At 43.9% G+C, this 20657-nt stretch carries 20 protein-coding genes and 2 tRNA genes; 5 read left to right on the plus strand and 17 right to left on the minus strand.

Going from position 1 to position 20657, the window contains the following annotated elements; translation table 11 throughout:
* Positions 1-209: 209 nt before the first annotated feature.
* Positions 210-1556, plus strand: coding sequence for a Mur ligase family protein (locus tag RA086_RS09445; protein WP_308703549.1), 1347 nt, complete (start codon positions 210-212; stop codon positions 1554-1556).
* A 1-nt stretch (position 1557) separates the two neighbouring features.
* A complete protein-coding gene (locus RA086_RS09450; RefSeq protein WP_308703550.1) occupies positions 1558-2280 on the plus strand; it encodes a type 1 glutamine amidotransferase in 723 nt (240 codons plus the stop codon).
* A 779-nt stretch (positions 2281-3059) separates the two neighbouring features.
* Here RA086_RS09450 and manA read toward each other — a convergent pair.
* The 3 genes from manA to RA086_RS09465 all read right to left on the minus strand — a co-directional run bounded on the left by manA (position 3060) and on the right by RA086_RS09465 (position 6348).
* A complete protein-coding gene (gene manA, locus RA086_RS09455; protein WP_308703551.1) occupies positions 3060-4025 on the minus strand; it encodes a mannose-6-phosphate isomerase, class I in 966 nt (321 codons plus the stop codon).
* A gap of 72 nt (positions 4026-4097) precedes the next feature.
* Entirely contained in the window at positions 4098-5117 is a 1020-nt protein-coding gene (locus tag RA086_RS09460; protein ID WP_308703552.1) for a serine hydrolase domain-containing protein, read from the minus strand.
* A gap of 202 nt (positions 5118-5319) precedes the next feature.
* Positions 5320-6348, minus strand: coding sequence for a branched-chain amino acid aminotransferase (locus tag RA086_RS09465; RefSeq protein WP_308703553.1), 1029 nt, complete (start codon positions 6346-6348; stop codon positions 5320-5322).
* Between the two features lie 169 nt (positions 6349-6517).
* Here RA086_RS09465 and RA086_RS09470 point away from each other — a divergent pair, with 169 nt between their 5' ends.
* Positions 6518-6847 (plus strand): hypothetical protein, encoded by a 330-nt coding sequence (locus tag RA086_RS09470; RefSeq protein WP_308703554.1) that lies wholly within the window; start codon positions 6518-6520, stop codon positions 6845-6847.
* A 55-nt stretch (positions 6848-6902) separates the two neighbouring features.
* On the opposite strand, the gene RA086_RS09475 is transcribed toward RA086_RS09470, so the two are convergent.
* The 4 genes from RA086_RS09475 to RA086_RS09490 form a co-directional block, all read right to left on the minus strand.
* Entirely contained in the window at positions 6903-7871 is a 969-nt protein-coding gene (locus RA086_RS09475) for a hypothetical protein (RefSeq protein ID WP_308703555.1), read from the minus strand.
* Between the two features lie 14 nt (positions 7872-7885).
* A complete protein-coding gene (locus RA086_RS09480) occupies positions 7886-9775 on the minus strand; it encodes an ABC transporter ATP-binding protein (protein ID WP_308703556.1) in 1890 nt (629 codons plus the stop codon).
* A complete protein-coding gene (locus RA086_RS09485) occupies positions 9775-11505 on the minus strand; it encodes an ABC transporter ATP-binding protein (RefSeq protein WP_308703557.1) in 1731 nt (576 codons plus the stop codon). Before RA086_RS09485 ends, RA086_RS09480 begins: the two co-directional genes overlap by 1 nt.
* A 376-nt stretch (positions 11506-11881) precedes the next feature.
* Complete coding sequence (locus RA086_RS09490; protein WP_308703558.1) at positions 11882-12274, minus strand: YxeA family protein; 393 nt, start codon at positions 12272-12274, stop codon at positions 11882-11884.
* Positions 12275-12527: 253 nt separating this feature from the next.
* On the opposite strand from RA086_RS09490, the gene RA086_RS09495 reads away from it, so the two are divergent.
* A complete protein-coding gene (locus RA086_RS09495; protein ID WP_308703559.1) occupies positions 12528-13361 on the plus strand; it encodes a polysaccharide deacetylase family protein in 834 nt (277 codons plus the stop codon).
* A 59-nt stretch (positions 13362-13420) separates the two neighbouring features.
* Here RA086_RS09495 and RA086_RS09500 read toward each other — a convergent pair whose 3' ends face one another.
* The 5 genes from RA086_RS09500 to RA086_RS09520 form a co-directional block, all read right to left on the minus strand.
* Positions 13421-13693, minus strand: a complete 273-nt coding sequence (locus RA086_RS09500) for a hypothetical protein (RefSeq protein WP_308703560.1) — start codon at positions 13691-13693, stop codon at positions 13421-13423.
* Positions 13694-13719: 26 nt separating this feature from the next.
* A complete protein-coding gene (locus tag RA086_RS09505) occupies positions 13720-13947 on the minus strand; it encodes a hypothetical protein (RefSeq protein WP_308703561.1) in 228 nt (75 codons plus the stop codon).
* 216 nt (positions 13948-14163) lie between these two features.
* Positions 14164-14236: transfer RNA gene (locus tag RA086_RS09510), tRNA-Glu, on the minus strand.
* Between the two features lie 46 nt (positions 14237-14282).
* Positions 14283-14489, minus strand: coding sequence for a hypothetical protein (locus RA086_RS09515; RefSeq protein ID WP_308703562.1), 207 nt, complete (start codon positions 14487-14489; stop codon positions 14283-14285).
* Positions 14490-14508: 19 nt separating this feature from the next.
* A complete protein-coding gene (locus tag RA086_RS09520) occupies positions 14509-14985 on the minus strand; it encodes a hypothetical protein (protein ID WP_308703563.1) in 477 nt (158 codons plus the stop codon).
* Positions 14986-15153: 168 nt separating this feature from the next.
* On the opposite strand from RA086_RS09520, the gene RA086_RS09525 reads away from it, so the two are divergent.
* A tRNA-Gln gene (locus tag RA086_RS09525) sits at positions 15154-15226 on the plus strand.
* Positions 15227-15390: 164 nt separating this feature from the next.
* Here RA086_RS09525 and RA086_RS09530 read toward each other — a convergent pair.
* The 5 genes from RA086_RS09530 to RA086_RS09550 form a co-directional block, all read right to left on the minus strand.
* Complete coding sequence (locus RA086_RS09530; protein ID WP_308703564.1) at positions 15391-15582, minus strand: hypothetical protein; 192 nt, start codon at positions 15580-15582, stop codon at positions 15391-15393.
* A 94-nt stretch (positions 15583-15676) separates the two neighbouring features.
* Positions 15677-15874 (minus strand): hypothetical protein, encoded by a 198-nt coding sequence (locus tag RA086_RS09535; protein WP_308703565.1) that lies wholly within the window; start codon positions 15872-15874, stop codon positions 15677-15679.
* A 4-nt stretch (positions 15875-15878) separates the two neighbouring features.
* Positions 15879-17435 (minus strand): glycosyltransferase family 4 protein, encoded by a 1557-nt coding sequence (locus RA086_RS09540; RefSeq protein ID WP_308703566.1) that lies wholly within the window; start codon positions 17433-17435, stop codon positions 15879-15881.
* Between the two features lie 10 nt (positions 17436-17445).
* Complete coding sequence (locus RA086_RS09545; RefSeq protein WP_308703567.1) at positions 17446-18951, minus strand: glycosyltransferase; 1506 nt, start codon at positions 18949-18951, stop codon at positions 17446-17448.
* 11 nt (positions 18952-18962) lie between these two features.
* On the minus strand, positions 18963-20591 hold the full coding sequence (locus RA086_RS09550; RefSeq protein WP_308703568.1) for a glycosyl transferase family 1: 1629 nt from the start codon (positions 20589-20591) through the stop codon (positions 18963-18965).
* Positions 20592-20657 lie beyond the last annotated feature (66 nt).

A 20657-nucleotide genomic window follows, 5' to 3' on the forward strand; every position in this document is an offset into this window, starting at 1 on the left:
CGGTCCCCTTTTCAAACCCATATTCTTTTTAATTATAGCCGATTTAAACGTTAATTTCAGCAACCAACCACGAAAAACACTTAATGATTTCATAAATGCACCCTCGAAGCAGTATAATCGCTTTTCTTTTATTAGTGTTCAGTATAAAATACTTGAGAGAACAGCTGGTCTTGTCAGCTTTTATTTATACAGTTAGGGGTTCATTAAAAATGTCAATCAAAAGTACTGTGGCAACTTGGACCGGTAAGTCCGCTTACTGGTTCTTGCATACCTTCCGGGGTGGCGGGAGTTCGCTGCCCGGCAAGCTTGCTTTAAAACTCGATCCAGCAATCTTAAAACAACTCGCTAAAAACTACGAGGTCATCGTGATTACTGGTACGAACGGTAAAACTTTAACGACGGCTTTGACCGTCAAAGTGTTGCGGGAACAATATCCTGACATTTTGACAAATCCAAGTGGCTCAAATATGAAACAAGGTATCGTCACGACCTTTTTAACGGCACCACGGGCGCATCAAAAACCATTAGCAGTGCTCGAAGTCGATGAAGCTAATGTGATCATGGTCACCAAATATATCACACCCAAAGCTTTCGTCTTCACGAATATTTTTCGTGATCAAATGGATCGTTATGGCGAAATTTATACAACTTATCAAAAGATTTTAGATGGGGTCGCCTTGGCACCAGAGGCAACGATCATTGCCAATGGTGACTTACCCCTATTTAATTCGAAAAAGTTACCGAATCCCATTTTATACTATGGTTTCGATTATCAACCTGATGCCGATACACAAGCACCGGCCAATACTGACGGCTTGTTGTGTCCCCGTTGTCAGCATATTCTACGCTATCACAGCCGCACTTATAGCAATATGGGCAAGTATTTCTGCCCACACTGTGGGTTTGAACGGCCACAGCTCACTTATAAATTGAATGCTTTGACCAAAATGACGCCAACTTCGTCAGACTTTGAAATCAACGGCCAAACGATGCACTTAAATATCGGTGGCCAATATAATATTTACAATGCCTTAGCCGCATATGCAGTGGGTCGATTCATGGCGGTTAGTCCTGCCAAAATTGCGACTGCTTTAAGCGAAAATGATGAACAAGTTTTCGGTCGCCAGGAAATCTTCCACGTTGGCGACAAAGACGTGACATTGATCTTAGTCAAGAATCCAGTTGGGTTAAATCAAGTGCTACAAATGATCAGCACGGATGATCGACCTTTCTCCTTTGCCGCCCTACTCAACGCTAATTACGCTGACGGAATTGACACGAGTTGGATTTGGGATGGCGACTTTGAGCAATTACCAAAATTAAACGTGCCCGCTTACATCAGTGGTGGCGAACGTTATCGCGACATCACATTCCGGTTGAAAGTTGCCGGCGTGCCGACGGACAAGTTAGCGATCGTTCCTGATTTAACGAACATGACCGCCGAAATTCAAAAATTACCGACTAAACAAGTTTACGTCGTCGCAACTTATACGGCGATGCTACAACTTCGCAAACAATTGGCCAGTCAAGGTCTTATTAATGGAGGGATGGCTTAACATGACTTATACCTTAAAGGCCGCCCACTTATACGGCGACTTGATGAATACGTATGGCGATATCGGCAATATTTTAGCCATGGGCTATTATGCCAAGGCAGTCGATGCGACGATTGACACCGACTTAATTAGTTTAGATGATCCGTTTGATCCAGCTAAATATGACTTTGTGTTATTTGGTGGTGGTCAAGACTACGAGCAAACTATCGTCTCTAAAGACTTACAGACCAAAAAGGCGCCTTTAACCGCCTATATCGAAAATGGCGGGCCTTTCTTAGCCATTTGTGGGGGCTTTCAAATGCTCGGCCACTACTATATCGGTGCTCAGGGTGAAAAGATCCCCGGTATCGGTGCTTTAGACCATTACACTTTGAGCCAAGATAATAACCGCTTTATCGGTAATATCACGATCAAAAACGCTGAAACTGGCCAGACCTATTATGGCTTTGAAAATCATAATGGGACCACTTTTTTGGGTAAAGGTGAACGGCCACTCGGTAATGTGATCCAGGGTCATGGCAACAATGGTCAAGACAAAACAGAAGGTGTGATTTATAAGAATACCTTTGGTTCTTACTTCCACGGCCCCATCTTGGCTCGTAATGAAGCACTTGCTAAACGGATTCTGAAATTAGCCCTCCAGCGCAAATATCCAGACGCTGATTTCAGCGTGTTAGATGAATTGCACGAAGATCTCACTAAGAACGTCGTCATTAAACCATAATTATCAAGTCTCAGCTGAATTGTCGTCTGGCAATCAGCTGAGGCTTGATTTTTAGCTACGAAAAAAAGTTCTTCGTAACTCAGGGTTGGGTGGTTATATGTTGTAGCTACTAACTTGCCGCTCCGGTTGGTCTGGACTGATGCTGGAACGTGGTGGCCACGTTTGTGAGCCAAAGCGCGGTCTCACAAGCAGGGCTTTTCCCAAGCTGGAAAAAACCACCAGCAAAGGAAAATTTCACCACTGAGCATCATTCAGCCCGCCCTGCGCTAACGAGTGAATCTAATATTAATTAGCTTTTTGTCAGGTCCTGACTTTACTACTGCCTAGATTAAAATCGTTACTTAACGTCGGAGTGGACCGGTTCGTTCACCGTGTCGAGACACTTAGCTGGGCGGTTTTACCCAGGTTAGTGTCTTGGCCGACTTTTAAGACGTGAACTTCGGCTTGAAAGCGCCCTGCAGACCGCTTTTTGGCTGCAGGTCTGCCTCACAGTGAACGTGCTGGTCCACGGAGACGGACAAATTTGCTACAATACACCAATTAGTAACCGACTCAATTCATTTTTGGGGCCGACCGTTACGACTAAAAAAGCCACCTAAAGTCATCCACGTGCTAAATGCTAACCCAATTAAGACACCCCCTTAACTCATAAATAAAATTTATAGACTTTTTGAAAGCACTTTCTATTAATCTGATAGTATCAGTTTAATAATAAAAAAAGAATGATAATCATCAACCACGATTATCATTCTTTTTTATAATTTAAAGGGGTTAACTTTCTAAGCTTGATCCCCAGGTTCAGACGCAATAATTTGTAGATCACCTTTTAAGGTCCATTGTTTAACGTCGAATGGCAAAATGAAGTGCACGCCCTTTGTTAATGGATAATCCTTGCCATCAACCGTGATGCTGCCCTTACCATCTAAAACGGAAACTAATGTATAAGGTGCTTTACCACGATTAAAGGTAGCTTGTCCATCCGTCAAACGCCATTGCCAAACGCCAAAGAATGGTGATTCAACATATTTAGTGACCGTTGCGTCACCAACTTGTGTCTTGGTAATGTCGAGTTTAGGATCTTCATGAGGCACGATCGTCGTATCAATGGATTGTTGTAAATGTAATTCACGTTTTTGACCAGTCGTCTTATCGACCCGATCCCAATCATACAACCGATAAGTGGTATCAGAACTTTGTTGGGTTTCTAAGACCATGATGCCCTTACCCACGGCATGAATCGTCCCAGATGGCACATAGAGGAAGTCCCCAGGTTTAACTGGAACCCGCCGGAACAGCTTATCCCATTCGCCATTATGAATCCAGTCAGCTAATTGTGCCTTGGTCTTCGCATGATGACCATAAATCATCGTGGCACCAGGATCGGCCGCAATCACGTACCAGCATTCGGTCTTACCAAGTTCATGTTCATGTTCGGCAGCATAAGCGTCATCTGGATGGACTTGAACGGATAGATCTTCGTTTGCATCCAAAATTTTCGTCAACAGTGGGAAGACATCGCCCTTGGCGTTACCAAAAACATCGCGATGGTCAGCCCAAACCTTATCCAGAGTCATGCCTTTGTAAGGCCCATTTTCAACCGTTGCTGGGCCATGTGGATGCGCCGAAATCGCCCAACATTCCCCAGTATGATTGCTAGGAATATCATAACCAAAATCAGTTTTCAGCCGGGAACCGCCCCAGATTTTTTCATGGAACACGGGTTTTAAGAAATAAGGTTCACTCATTACATGCACTCTCCATCTACTTGATTTAATAGTTAAATTTTAGCATAAATGAAAGCGGTTGTGAAACCAGTCTTAACGATTTGTAACCGTATCCGCGATCCAGGCCGCAATCAACCGTCGCCGCGCCGGTAAAAAGCGCGCATTATGCACCGCTGGATGAACACGATTAGACAAGAAAATTAGCCCAGACTGACTTTCACGGTCCAACATTAATAACGTTCCGGTATATCCCGTATGAAAAATAATTGGCTCATGATCGGCACCAGCATGCCATAAATTCCAGCCGAAACTTCGACGTAACCGCTGATTAGGCGTCCAGTCGTGGTATAAACTCGCAATCGTTGCCGGATCAAGCACCGTGGGCTTCTCAACTTGCCCCAACATTAGGCGGGCAAACTGAGTTAAATCTTCAACGCTGGCAAATAATCCAGCTGAGCCACAATGCGGCCCTAAAATTTGCCCCTTGGGATCATGCACGATGCCTTGTAACAATCCCTGGCGTGGGGAAAAAGTCGTCGGCACAGCTTGATCAACTTGGGGATGGAAAGTGGCATCCGGCAAGTTTAACAGTTCTAGGACGCGTTTCGTGATAATTTCTTGAATCGGCCCACCAACTAATTTTTCGATAATCATCCCAGTGAGAATTAAGCCTAAATCCGTATAAACCACGCGATGATTTAGGTTCACTTGGCTAATCGGCAGCTTCTGGATTGCCGCCACCAACGCCGCAGCTGGTAAGCTATTACGATCTTGGATATAACCACTGATTCCACTCGTATGCGTCATCAAGTTGAGGACAGTCACTTGGCGATTCTCAAATTCTGGCAAATAATCATGTACCGGTCGATCAAGCTCTAATTCACCAGTTTGCTTTAACTGTAACGCCACGGTGGTCGTGCCGACGACCTTCGTGACTGAAGCTAGATCATACACCGCATGCGGCCACAACGGTTTAACCACTGGTTGGAGCTGCGCGACCCCGACTTGATGCTGCTCAACTTTGGCACCGCGGATCACCGCATAGCTCGCACCGGGAATGATTTTCTGCGCAACCATCCGCTGAATCTCAATTTTAGTTCGTTCAAAAGACATGGCTTAATCTCATTTCTTTATTAATCTCGTAATCATGCCACGACCAAGTTTTAGTCACTCAGCCGAGCTTTCAAAGCCCATTATAGTCTAGCGATGACTCGTCTGCATCGTCCCATCAGAATCGTTAGGTTAATTTTAGGAAAGGCTCGGCCACAAAAAAAACGCACTAGCCAACAAAGACTAGTACGCTCACCGTTTCAAATTAAGCTAACTCAACTTTTTGAATCCAACCTTCAGGCGCTTCACGGTCACCGAATTGAATCCCAGTTAATTCATCGTAAAGCTTCTTCGTGACTGGTCCAACTTCAGTTTCACTGTAAAAGACATGTAACTTACCGTTGTGTTCCAAACCACCGATTGGCGAAATCACGGCCGCCGTCCCACAAGCACCGGCTTCGGCAAAACGATCCAAATCGTCGATATACACATCGCCTTGTTCCGTTTCCATGCCAAATTTATGTTCAGCCAAGTATAATAATGAATATTTTGTGACTGATGGCAAAATCGAGGGTGACTTTGGCGTCACAAACTTGTTGTCTTTAGTAATCCCGAAGAAGTTAGCTGACCCAACTTCTTCGATCTTCTTATGTTCAACTGGATCAAGATAAACACAATCTGAATAACCATGTTCATGTGCCTCTTGCCCTGGGAACAAGCTGGCGGCATAGTTACCGCCGACCTTATACGCACCAGTTCCTTTATGCGCCGCGCGATCATAGTTCGACGTGGTAAAGTTTGTAGGGGTCATCCCGCCTTTGAAATAACTCCCTACTGGCATGGCAAAAATGGTGAAGATATATTCTTGCGCCGGATGCACCCCAATATTACCGCCGACCCCAATCATCAATGGCCGTAAGTATAACGTTGCGCCAGTCCCATATGGTGGCACGTAATCTTGATTGGCACGGACCACTTGCTTGACCGCATCAACAAACATGTCGGTTGGGACTTGTGGCATTAATAAACGTTCACAACTCGTTTGCATCCGTGCCGCATTACGGTCTGGACGGAATAATTGAACGCTACCATCTTTAGTACGATAGGCTTTTAAGCCTTCAAAGTCTTGTTGACCATAGTGTAAAGCCGTGGAGCCTTCACTAATATGTAAAGTCGCATCACCAGTTAATTCATGTTTAACCCAAGCCCCATTTTTCCAATACGCGCGATAACGATAGGGAAGATTCCGGTAATTGAATCCTAAGTTGTTCCAATCTAGTTGTACGTCTGCCATTTAAGTCAACTTCCTTTGTATGTAATTTATTCAAGATTATTAATTAATTTGAATTTAATTAAAAGATTAATATTTTATGAGGGCTTTGTCAAGCACTCGGAAACATTTTTCATGAAAAGCCATTATTTTTGGTATAATAGAAGCAAATTCAACAAAGGACTGGTTCGTCGTGGCAATTAATTCTGATTCAATTTATAACGTAATGTTTTATATCGTCCATCACCCGGCTGAAATCACCTTTACCACGCCCAATTATACGAACGTGGTGCGGATGGCGATTCCTGATCGAATCAAAGTCGCGAATCCTGAAATCTATTTTCCTAACGACAAGTTACTCGTTAATCGTTTTGAAGATGAATTTGTCGCCAAAAATGGTAGCTTGCTGGACTTCTTCTTCGACTATACCGAAAAGAAAGTTCCCAACTACCATGAAGTCTGGGTTTCAACCGCCCATTTGCCAAGCCAAAAGATGTATTTTCTAGAATTATCATTTGAATAACAAAAGTAGCCCTCGCAATCATTGCTGATTACGGGAGCTACTTTTTTGATTAGTGCTATTTAGTCATAAAGATAAACAAATCCGAACTTGAGACCCCGATCGTAAAGTGCACGCCCTTTGAAACGATTGGATCAATCGTTGTGGTGCTGCTCTTATTACTCTTCGTCTCTTTACTAAACTTTTTCATGACCTGCTTGGCATTGGCACCAGAAGTGCTAGTCAGCAAAGCAAAGGCCGTCCCAAAGTTCTTCTGCCGCGTCTTATCCTTGAAGGCCTTCGTTGGCACAATCATCGCGGTCCCCATCACATCACCCGATTGGACATTCATCCGAATCTTGTAATCTTTAGTGGTTAACACGTTGGTCACGCCAGTTGGGGCTTTCGTTGGTAACAACTCGTCTGTGACTTTGGCTTTCGCCGTCTTCATAGCCGCCGCAACGGTCTTCTGACTGGTTTGGAGACTCGCTGCTTGGGTTTGTAGCTTCGCCGCAGCACCTTGTTGCGCTTGGAGCGTTGCTGCCCCGGTCGCCGCCGCAGTTCCGCCCGCCGCAACTTGGGCCTCCGCCGTTTTAACGGTGGCTTGGATCTTGGCCTGTTGTTGCTTTAAAGCTGCACCTTGAGCTTGCAACTGCTGCGCCGCTTTTTGTTGTGACTTGGTCATTTTTGAAGCAATTAAAGCTTGATTATAAGTTGTTGCCATCTTTTTATACGTGGTTAACCGTTTAGCGCTCTTGACATAAACTGTCTTTTTCGCGCTCCCAGCCGTTAGCTTGACCGTCTGGCGGGTTGTCTTGGTTGGCACTTGAATGATAAACGTATTATTGTGCACTTTGGTTGTTTTAGATTGACCATCATTCAACGTATAGTGAACCGTCTTCTGATTACTACGACCCTTGACACTGGCAACTAAACCATTCCGCGTATACGTGGACTTGGTCGTCGTTAACGTATTCTGACCGCAGCCGGCTAAAACGACCGCAAGCAGACTAGCAGTAACGGCAACGAATGCTGTTTTTCGAAACACTTGACACCCCTCCTTTAATCTAAGCTAATATTGCCGGTAAATTGACTGTTATACAAATCAGCATAGAAGCCATTTTGTGCCATCAATTCTTCATGCGTCCCAGTTTCAACCACGGAACCATGATTCATCACGATAATGTTATCGGCACCTTGAATCGTTGACAAACGATGGGCGACCACGAAACTCGTCCGGTTCTTCAATAAACGTTCCATCGCATGTTGAATATGCACTTCGGTCCGCGTATCGACAGAACTCGTCGCTTCATCCAAGATTAAAATCTCTGGATCAGCCACGAAGGCCCGCGCAATCGTTAATAATTGCCGTTGCCCTTGTGAAATATTAGAAGCTTCTTCGTTTAAAATCGTTTGATACCCATCAGGCAGCTTGCGCACAAATTCATCCACATGGGCAGCTTTTGCAGCAGCGTAGATTTCGTCTTCTGAGGCGTCTTCACGACCATACTTCAAGTTGTCGAAAATCGTTCCGGTAAACAACCAAGTATCCTGTAAGACCATCGCAAAGTGCGAACGCAGCTCCTCACGTTTCATATCGCGGGTATCGACCCCATTTAAGCGAATCGACCCACCTTTAATATCGTAGAACCGTTCCAACAAGTTGATGATGGTTGTTTTACCAGCCCCAGTTGGCCCAACGATAGCGACTTGTTGACCACGTTTAACTTCTAAATTGTAGTCTTTCATCAGTAGCGCTTCGTCGGTATAACCGAATTGGACATGTTCCAAACTAATTAAGTTATCGGTGTCCGTTTCCACGGGAACTTGGGACTTAGTGTCTTGCATTTCTTGTTCGTCGAGCACTTCAAAGACCCGTTCCGCTGAAGCAACGGTTGATTGAATCGTGTTCAACAGGTTGGCAATCTGCGAAATTGGTTGTGAGAATTGTTGGGTATATTGCAAGAAAGCTTGAATGTTCCCCAAAGTGACCTTCCCATTTGCCACGTCGATTCCACCAATAATGGCAACGAAAACATAACCAATATTATTCAAGAACATCATTAATGGCATGATGATCCCAGAAATAAACTGGGCTTTCCAAGCCGATTGATAATAATTATCATTTTGTTCTTCAAAGTCATCAATGGCATCTTGTTCCTTATTGAAACTCTTGATGACCACATGACCAGCGTAATTTTCTTCAACTTGGTTGTTCAACAAACCCAAACTCTTTTGTTGAATCCCAAAAAACTTCTGTGACTTGGGGGCGATCACGCCAACCACGACCACACTTAACGGAATCGTCACTAAGGCGATCAACGTTAACTTCCAACTAATGGAAAGCATCATCCACAACGTCCCCACAAACGTCACAGTACTCGTGACAGCTTGGGTTAAATTTTGTTGCAGCGTATTCGCAATGTTATCCATATCGTTAACGGCCCGACTCATAATGTCCCCGTTTGAATGGGTATCGTAATACGAAATCGGTACGTTTTGCATCTTCCCTTTGAAAGAACGACGCAATTTATAGACCGTTCCTTGTGAGATCCGCGTCATAATGTACTGTTGCGCAAAGTTAAACAACGCTGAAGCAACATACATTAAAATGACGACAATAATAATCTCACCGATTTTTTCAAAGTTGATGGGATAACCGGATTGACTGATCCCAGCCTTTTGCTGCGCCGCACCTTTCATGATGCCCTTATAGATCTCGGTCGTTGCTTGCCCTAAAATCTTAGGGGTTCGAATCTGGAGGATCACGGATGCAATCGCGAAAATCATCACGATGGCTAGTCCGACCCAACGATCAGACATATACTTCATCAAACGCCAAGCGGTTTTCCAAAAACTCTTCGGCTTCTCGACTAAGCCTTGACCACCAGGGCCATGCCGTGGGCCAGCTGGACGTGGTGTATCCGCACTCGTTGATTTCTTTTCACTCATTACAGTTGATCCTCCTCTCGTAATTGTGACTTCATAATTTCTTGATAAACTTCATTAGTTGCTTTTAATTCTGCATGGGTCCCTTTACCAACTAGCTTGCCGTTGTCTAAGACCAAGATCAAATCGGCATCCGCAACGGTGGCAATCCGTTGCGCAACGATTACGACCACGCCTTGTTGAACTTGGGCATCTTGGCGTAATTCTGCTCGTAACTGGGCATCCGTTTTAAAGTCCAAAGCTGAAAACGAATCATCAAAGACATAAACGGAAGCTTTCTTAACTAATGCTCGCGCAATTGCTAAACGTTGACGTTGACCACCGGAGAAGTTGCCCCCACCTTGTTCAACATGGGCATCTAAACCGCCCTCTTCTTTGACGAAGTCGGTTGAACGCGCAATTTCTAACGCATGCCAAATTTCATCATCCGTCGCTTGATCGTTCCCAAACTTCATGTTGTCACGAATCGTCCCCGTGAACAACGTAGCCGTTTGTGGCACAAAGGAAATGGCTCGATGTAGATCAGCCGTTTTCAAGTTCCGCACGTCTTGACCATCTAATTTAACTTGACCTTTTTCAATATCATAAAAACGCGGAATCAAATTAACCAGCGTCGTTTTCCCTGAACCGGTCCCACCAATGATGGCAACCGTTTGCCCAGAATGCGCCTGAAAATCAATATCCGACAGTGCCAACTGCTCGGCACTCTGATAACGATAATCAACATGCTCAAAATCTAAGCTGTGTTGCTTAGTGGCTGGTAACGTCACAGGTTTTTCTGGATCGTTAATTTTTGTTTTAATATCTAATACTTCTTGAATCCGTGTCGCTGAGGCAGCGGCCCGTGGAATCAAGGCAAAGACCATCGCTAGCATCATAAAACTCATGAGGACTTGCATGGCGTAAGTCATGAAAGCAATCATGTTCCCAACTTGCATGGTTTGACTACTGATCAATTGCCCACCAAACCAAACGATGGCAACATTGGTCCCACTCATAATTAAGGTCATGATTGGGAAAGCCAACGCCACAATCGTATTAACTTTAATGGCATTTTGCGTATAATCTTTATTGGCAGCTTCAAAACGATCCTGTTCAAACTTATCCTGACGGAAGGCCCGAATCACACGCACACCAGTCAAGCCTTCACGGAAAACTAAGTTAATCCGGTCGGTCTTGGTTTGCATCGCTCGGAACAATGGAATGGCAAACGCCATCACAATCCCGATAAAGATCAACAAGACTGGAATTGAAACGACGAAGATCCAAGTTAATTCATGACTCTTGGTATAGGCTAAAAAGCTTGCCCCTACCAGCATGATTGGCGCCATGATCATCATCCGTAACGCCATCATGGCAACGTTTTGAATCTGGACCACATCGTTAGTCGTCCGGGTAATTAATGAAGAGGTTTCGACTTTATCGAATTCATCGTTCGAAAAATTGATCACTTTCTTATAAATATCTGATCGTAAGTTCTTCCCTAATTTTTGTGACGACCGTGCCGCTAGGAAAACATTCCCAAAGGCTGCGACCACAGATAGTAATGAAAAACCAATCATTTCAAAACCGATCTTCCAAATGTAACTAATATCACCGGTAGCGACCCCGTTATTCACAATATTTGAGGTCAAACTGGGTAGATTCAATGTCGCAATGACTTGAACAATCATAAATAAGATTGCCCCGACGACTGCAGCATACGAGATCCGCCCTTTCGCTATTTTAAGCATCAACACGCTCCCCTTCACTAATATAATTATGCTAATGATAGTGCAATTACCTAATTTATCTAAAAATCAGTGCTTTGTCAACCATCTTTACAAGTCTCACGCAAACAATTGTAACTCAACCTCACCTTTTTGACAGCTAAAAGGGTTTAAGATTTTCTAAAGGCCCGCTCTGCTGGTGGGTGCTGGCGGACCTCAGGCACTCATAAGCCACCATCATTTAAAGCGTTGTTTCTATTATAGTCAGCTAATTTCGTTGAAACGATCAAAGACACCTTCTAGGCTTCCGCTGGATTGAATGACACTAAGACACCACAAAAAGCCCTGAATCAACAACTTTACCTTTCGTTGTTGATTCAGGGCTTTTTCATCGCTAAGTTTAACTTTGGCCTAACTGTTGAATAACCGTCTTAGGAACAGCTTGCAAACTCACCGCTTCCCAACTATTCACATTTTGGCCTTTAGTATCAATTTTGAGATATTTATTTAATTTTAATCGTTTATCAGCGGTGAACGTCAACCACCGCGCGTGGCCTTGGGTATCATAAGTCCGCATCCGGTAAGTATAAATGTCTTCGCCGACGCCACCCTTGCCTTTTTTCACGGCAGCGTTAGTGACCGCATAAACCGTGCTAGTTTTGACTAAAGGATTCACATTATCCAAAGCCATTGATAATTCTGAGCCATTATCTTTCGTCAATGCGCCTGCTCCTAGTAAGGCTCCCGCGCCAATACCGATCACAACTAATAACCCAATAATTATTTTTTTCATGCTTGTATTCCCCCTGCAAGTCTGATTGTTTGATTACAAAACTTATCGTAACAAGCATATTCCAGCTTGCATAGGGGGGCTAAGTCATTCTTAATTTCATTAATATATTGATAACAAAATCAACAAATTCTTAATACATAGACCAATTATTGTTAACCAGATTAAATAACCATTAGTTTTAATCGTCAGCCACTGTTATTTTGCCTTAAATCCGTTAGACTTAATTTTAATTGGAAATTCGGGGGGATTAACCATGCGTATCAGAGGTTTTAAGCACCTAGTAGGATTCAGCCTACTAACGTTACTACTAGTTCTTTTAAGTGGCTGTAGCAGTCACACGACCGCCCAAAAGACGGCCAGATCCAGTCAATCGGTCAAAAAGGTCAGCCAAGTCACCACAAAATCTGATCCTTATGCTCACTGGCAATCGGTCAAGACAGTCAAACTACCCATTTTGATGTATCACAGCATCTCCAGCGGCAATGCACTCAAGGTTCCGGCCACCGAGTTCAAAGCTGAGATGACTTATCTGAAACAGCATCATTATCGAACTTTGACCACCACTGAGGCTGTCTACGCGCTCTCACATCATCGTATACCACAAAGTAAAATCGTCTGGATCACACTTGACGACAGCTATACCGATAATAAAACGGCAGCGTGGCCGATTTTGAAAGCCAATCACCAGCACGCGACCATCAATTTCATTACCGGCTTTGCGACCCATGCTAATCATTTGACCTTAGCGGATGCGAAACAGATGCAAGCGAGTCAGGCCATCGACTTTCAAAGTCACACTGTGCGACACTTAGACTTAAACAGCTTGACCTACCAACAGCAATTAACTGAAATGACCGCGTCCAAACGCTGGTTGGATCAAAAGTTACATCAAAAGACAACGGTCATCTGCTACCCAGCCGGTCGTGCCAATCAAGCCACCGTTCGGGCTGCCAAAAAAGCGGGTTATCGCTACGCTTTGTCCACCGCACCAGGCATTGCCACAAGTAAACAAGACCACTATAACTTGACGCGTCAACGAGTAACCCCAGGGATGTCCTTGACGACTTTTGCCACCCTGCTGAATTAACAAAAGATTCCGCTAATACTGACTATTGTCAGATTAGTGGAATCTTTTTTAGAATCACGTTAAAGATTAATGGCTAACGAATAAATGATAAAACCGCCCAGTAACATGCCAATCACGGCTAATACCATCCAGATCACATTGTAAGTCGCCTGACCAACTCGACGTTGCAAATGCAAGTGAGCTTGGGAATGTTCATGTTCTGCATTGAATAATGAGGCACTCTCATTTTTAACCCAATCGGCGCCATGCGTCCCATAAAAAGGATTATTACGAACCTTAACATGGTGCGGCACACGTCCATTGTGTTTGGCTAATGGTTGATACAATCGCATCTTGATCCCCTTTTCATTTAGCGAGATTAACTCTTTTGCGCTTTATAAGGTACCGCATAGTTTTTGGGTGCATCACTGGCTTTTGCATACTTCCAGTGACCAGACATCTTCTTCTCTAACGGCGCATCCTTCTTAATACAAGTAAACCGTGACCCAACCGCGTTTTCAATAATGAAAATTCGATTGAACTCATGCCGTGTTTGCACGATATGACAATCATCGTGATCGATCCCGAATACATCTTTATAAACCAAAAATCATGATCTCCTTCATCTTGATATTTTAAATTGAATCAACGCCAAATTTATTCGACGTTCCCCATCTAGCTACATCTTCTATTATAGCCCCCATTTGTCACGCGTAAACCTAATTTGTTTGCAAAAATGGTCTCGACCCAAGCAAAAAGCTTTGATAAACACTGTTTTAACGGTGTTTATCAAAGCTTTTCGTTCTCCCAAGGTTGCTCTAGATCGCCCGCACGAGGATCGAACTCGTAACTCCGCCTTGAGAGGGCGACGTCTTAACCAATTTGACCAGCGGGCAAAATTCATTAACTATCTTACCGAAAAAACTAGCGGTTGTCAATCCTTCATTTAAGTCGTAAACGCCAAACGGTCACAACAACGAGTCCAATGAATAAAATCAGACAATACGCCACACTGCACCAAAAGACAAAGGTTAATAAAGTTGGGAGTAAAAACGTCCGCATTACCGCCAATCCAATTGCTGTCACGGCCCAAACAATTAATTGTTGCCGCAAGTGATTGAAGAGTTGGGTCAATTCTCTGACTGTCATTTAATCCCCCCACACAATACTAAAGAAAAAAGAAACTCGTTGCGCCACCCGCAATCAAAACTAATCCAAATGACCGCAACCAACGCTCATTAAAATGTCGGGTGGCCGTTGCTGAATCGGCAAGTTGAAACGGCGACCGTGGTTCTGGTGATTGTTGCCAGAAACGATAACAATAATAAGGTAACAGTTGCTGAAAAACCAGTAAGTAAATCAGAAAGCCCAAATCAAAACTACTGGCAAACAAACGCGTCGCCGACTGTTTAAACGCGATTAAAGCAACAATAATACACCCGACCACCGCGATACCCGCAATTAGGATCAAAGTCCGTTGCCACAACTTAAAATGGACAACCGGAGCAAAATTAAAGAGCCGTTTCGTGGCCGTCACATCCGCACCAGTGACCACTTCGAATAACGGATTTTTGTTCAGCCCCAGAACTGCCACTAGGGCCAGCACAATGCCTAAAATAATTGCGATAACGATTAAACCAACCACCAACTTTTCCACCTAACTTTCCATTAGACATTATCTCAATCGTACAGCAGTGCTGCAAAAAAGTACATGTGCTAAATTCTGACGCGTATCGGTGAAAAATTAACGGTTAAATCGCGGTTCGCTCTTGACATGATTTGTGCATAAAGTTAAGATTAAATAGTTGTTTATTGGGTATTCGCCAAATTGGTAAGGCAGCGGACTCTGAATCCGTAATTTACTGGTTCGAGCCCAGTATACCCAATTTTAGCTTTTCGTAAGTCGTCAATGAGGTGCCTAATACCTTGTATGACGGCTTTTTTTGTGCCTAATATAAATCACTAAAAAAAGCCACCATTTAAGCCTCAGCCTAAATGATGACGATTAACTTAACTATTTTCAGAAGCCTTCACTTAAAAATTCAATCAGCTATTTTAAAAAGCTTTTTTTGGCGACAATCCGATAGATTGCGTCACTAAGACCGGTAATAAAGACGAGAATCAAACCGGCATATTGTAACCACGGCGCCGCCTGATGCACAGATTCAATTTTACTACCGACACCAAACAAGACTAACCCTAACACAATGAGAATACTTTCAATAATATTTAACTTTTTCACGGTCAAGACCCCTCAGGCTTTACTAACCAGTAACTCGTACTGGTCTCCTATTCAAGATAACTATCATCCCGGACATTGTCAAACCTGAACTCACCTATTTCTCCCAAGGATACTTGCCGTTCTCATCCTTTTTTGTGCGTTTCATCAGACGTTCGGTATCCTTGTCCATCTCACGGCGCGACTTTTTACGATTACGATGACGAACAAATAGCACTAAGCCCCCCAAAAAGATGTAGATGACTAGTCGAGTCGCGGTTTTTATACTGCCATAGATGGTCATTAACATCAACATGTGCTTACTTCACTCCTTCATAAGTCTTAACTGAGTCGGTAGCAACTGGCACGGTCTTAAAATACGTCAGTAATTTTTGCCATTGGTCAAAGACAGCCGCTTCAGAGTACCGTTTGGCATTTTGATACGAGGCCGCGCTAAAAGTGGCCAGTTTATCTTGGTGGCTCAATAGATCTAGCATCGCATCGACCAACTGTTGTTGCTGGCCTTCCGTCGTTAAAATACCGCTGACGCCATCTTGAATGATATCGCTCGGGCCGTATTTGACATCATTGACGACCATTGGTAGCCCATGTGCTTGTGCTTCTAGTAACATCAGTGAAAAGCCTTCTGCACGACTCGGTAGAACCCCTAATTGTGCCCGATTATAGACGGCATTCACATCCGTGGTATAACCTTTAAAATGCACGGAAGCTTCCAGATGCGCTTTCGCAACTTGAGCTTCCAGTAATTTTTGCGTGTCACCGTTGGCGTAACCCCAGAATTCCAGCTGAGCATCTGGAAATTGCGCCAAAATTTGTTGAAACGCCGCAATCGTTTGTTCAGGTTGCTTTTCTGGTGCCAGCCGAGCAACTTGCACGATCAAATGTGGTTGCCGTTGCTCAAAAGGTACGGGCTTAGCCGCTAAGGTCGCCGCATCGACATAGCCGACTGGAATCGTAAACGCCGGGATTGCCTTGCCAAACCGCGCTTCAACATCGGCCGACTGTTCTGGTGTCGCCGAGATCACAGCGTCCCATTGGTGCCAATTATTTAAGGCGTGCGCATAATTGTTGTTCAGTGTTGAGTGCAAAATATCGCTAGAATCGGCCACATGATTGTTATGCAAATGAAGCACTTTTTTAGCGGTTGTTTCCATGTTGAACAGTGCCCAGGCACATTCAACGGTCCGATCACAAATAAAGACATTACTCTCATCATTTTGATTCAGTTCATCATAAAAGAAACGCGTTAGCTCCTGGAAACCGTTAAAGGTCCAACTCGTGCCATGATAATTCACCACGCGCCAAGTCAGCCGTTCTTGACCAGCATGATTCAATAGATGTAACTTTTCCAAATTGACTTGGCCATCTGGCCCAAAATAGGCTTCCTGAGCAATCTTGCCATCCCAATCAAACAGTTGTTCCAAACAATGCATGCCGCGGGTATCCCACCAGTCCATCTTGATGGTTTTACCGTTGACATCGAAGTATTGTACGTTGCTGACCTCATCGCCAGTCTTGCCGCGTAAATAGATGATCATCAAAAGTTTGCCGTGCTGAACCACATGCACTTGGCGCTGTTTGCGTGTTTTGATTGCATCCATTGGTACCTCAAAATCGGCTAATTGCAACGGCTTGCGTGCAACCGATTGACTGCCACAGAAGAATTCAAATAAGTTAACCAAGTCGTCATCCGCCAGTTTGGCCCCCATCATGACGTCATGCAAGTTCATCGTAAAAATTCGCGTGACAATTTTGGCAGGCACATGATGGTCTTTAAATAATTGTAACCGCATGAGTTCTGCGTGTTCGATCCCTGATTTTGAAAATTGCATATTATCATTTAAAAAGTAATACATGGTCTCCCCCCTAAATCGCCAATAATCGTTGCCAACGATGCCAAGTCTTCAAATAAGTGTGCTCAGTATGTTGCTTTTTAAACGCTGCCTCACTGAATTCGGTCCACAGTTTCGGCGAAGCCATTAATTTCACAATTTGATCTGCCATCGTCAACTGGTCACCGGCACCAATTAAATAACCATCCTGACCATCTTGAATATAATCTTGTGGACCATAGTCAAAACGATAACTGACCACTGGTAAGCCATGTGCCTGAGCTTCCAGCATCGACATCGGCCCGCCATCCGCAATATCCGTATTCACTAACAAACGATAATCATCATAGTGATCCGCCAAGTCGGCTTGATAATCGAGTAGTCGCACATTAGCCGTCAACTTCAATTCGCCAATTAAATTTTGTAGCGTTTTTTGATACTCAGGGTCACCAAACCCATAAATATCACATTGAATTTCAGGCTGTTGGTGCTTCACGAGAGCCACGACCCGAATCAACTGATCTAATTGCCGATCGGGTGCCAATCGACCCACGACTAACAACTCTTTGCCACGTTCCGACCATGGTCGCAAGGTGCTTTGCGCGATTGGTGTTGTCGCCACTGGTTCAATATTCGTCACCGCCATCTTCGGATAACGGGTTTGTAAATGTTGGGCCTGCGCTGCCGTTGGCGTAATAAAACCGTTAAAGTGTGGCGCATTATCAAAGGCTGGTTCTAGAAAACCGTCAATCGGCGCATGCAACGGATCATTCAACGTTTTAGCATGATAAATTGGTACCATCACGTATTTACGCGATGCATCGTCCAATTGCAACAACGGTTGAATCCCAGTTCCTGGCCGGTCGCTGATCAAGGTAGTGGTCTCAGGATCTAAACGACTCAGTTCAGCAATAAAGAAGTTAAACAATTGGGTCGTATTTTGAAAGAAGCGCTCCGCTTGGCCTTGATAATTTTCCAATAAAATCCGTGAAGCCAATGGTTCGCCAGCGGTATTCGCCACGAAATATTGCTCCATCACCGTCTCACCGGCTGGCGTGTAATAGCGTTCCATAACTAACTTGCCATTTTGACCAAAGTACTGCGTCGCTGATTTAAACCCACGCCAATCCCACAAATCCGTGGATAGTCGATTGCCTTGATTATCTAAGTATTCTTGATAAAAGACCCGGCCAATGGTTCCTGGAATAAAACCGACATTTTCAACTAAATCATCACCATTGAAAACGCGACTAAAGTTATTCCCGACTTCAACGGCATAAGCGACCGGCAAATGTAAATCTTCGGTATGTCGTACAACTGGCGCGACTGCCGTAGCCTGTTGAAAATAATCAAACATATTTAAAACATGTTGATCGGGGACATTAAATTTTTGTAACGTCTGATGTAATAATCGATCATAAGCTTTCGTGACAATCTGGGCTGGTGTTCGGTAATGGTTAAATAATTTCACCCGTTGCATCGCACTGTGTTCCACACTGGAATTTTTTGGCAATAAATATTCATTAATAAAGTAATACATCTAACCCCACCTCACTTATACGTATAGTTATAATAATTAATCAACCCTGACAAGAAATGCTCACAATCATCGATTCGGGTCCGAAAGTTGTCGTGGCGGGCATAAAAGCCACCGATGAATTTCTGCGGATGATAGAGATACATCGCAATTTCCGGTAAGAACTGTCCAGTTGTGACTTCATATTCGGCCCGAGCCTTAAAGACTTGTCGTAATCGGATCAAATCATACGGCTCTAGCAACGCATCATTTCCCGATGCCTTGACCATATCCGTCATCCTAACTGCTGCATTAACCAATTCCAGTAATGTTGGATAAGTCGTATCACGTTCTGCAATAAATTTTAAATGAATAAAGACATTTTTCAGTCCTAAAGCCATGTAGTCTTTGCGGTCAGGAAAGACTTGTAGTGCCTCATTGATTGCATAAGAAATCCAGTGATCATGGTACTTGCCATAGTCATGAGCAACCATATAGTCCAAGATTTCTTGCACTAACACCATAACGTCCTGGTTATGAGTCAATTCGTACAAGCGGGACAAAGCAAACACGATTTCGCCCTCATAATAAATAATGCGATAGGCACTTTTAAGTGAGAGATCAGTGTTTAAAACGTGGACTAACTTACCGTCTGCTTGACGAAACGCTGGGACACCTTTAAAAGTCTTCAATAATACCGGTTCAAAACTTTTATCACCCGTAACGGATTGATACTTACACAAGGTCAACAATAACAGCGCTTGACCACCCAGTTTGAGTTCCCCGTTGTCGTCAATATATAATGCGCCATCACGTTCAATCGTTGCATTCTTGAGTCCCCACTCGATGGCCAATTTTACTTTGGCGTAATCAGCCGTCCGACCAGTAAATTCAATCGCTTCTAATAAAGCGTATAAACTAGAAAAATGTCGTACACAATTATAATTGGATAAAACCTTTTGTAAGCTTGGATAATAGCCATAAATAAACTTACCATCAGCCTTTATTTGATTAATCAAATATGTCTCGCCCACTTCAATCACATTCTTGATCTCGGCTTGTGGGTTTGTGAGCACGCGGATACCTTTACCACAATCTTCTTTGTCAGATAACTGCCAGATTTGTTCACCGTCCGTGAAAATCCCCGCAGTGGTAAAGATCCAAATGAATTCAGTTTTTTGAACATCCAATGGTAAGCTGCCCTGCCGCTGCGTTAAGTAAGGCACTACTCGATCATAGTCGACCCAGGCACCGGCCCGATTTCGACCAATTCGGTGTGCTTCGCTGGGACGGAAAAATGCTTGCCCATTAATTTCCATTTCCAGTAAAGCTGTTTGAAAGTCAGCATCAAAACTGATACCATCTCGCCAATAGTTCATCCTAAAAGTTGCAGCGAGTCGCTGTTCAAATTCAGCGCGTGCCAGTCGCTGACAAGACTGAACGACTTCAATACGAACCCAACTTTGTTGCGGCGTTTGGGCTAGATTATCCGCGACCACTTGCCAAGCTTGGTTAAACGTCCCCCGTCGAATAAATTGAACTTTTGCGCGATGCCGATGATCTGACACCGATAACGCCAAAGTCACGGTCTGAGTGGCACGATCGGTCGTATTTCCAACGGCTAACACAGACTGTTTCAATTGCTTGATCATTGCTTTTTGCATTTACTTACCCCATTTTTAATCTTTTATGTATCCCAAGACGACTAATAATCAGTCATCCCGGGAATT

The organism is Lactiplantibacillus brownii (assembly GCF_031085375.1).
Taxonomy (GTDB): domain Bacteria; phylum Bacillota; class Bacilli; order Lactobacillales; family Lactobacillaceae; genus Lactiplantibacillus; species Lactiplantibacillus brownii.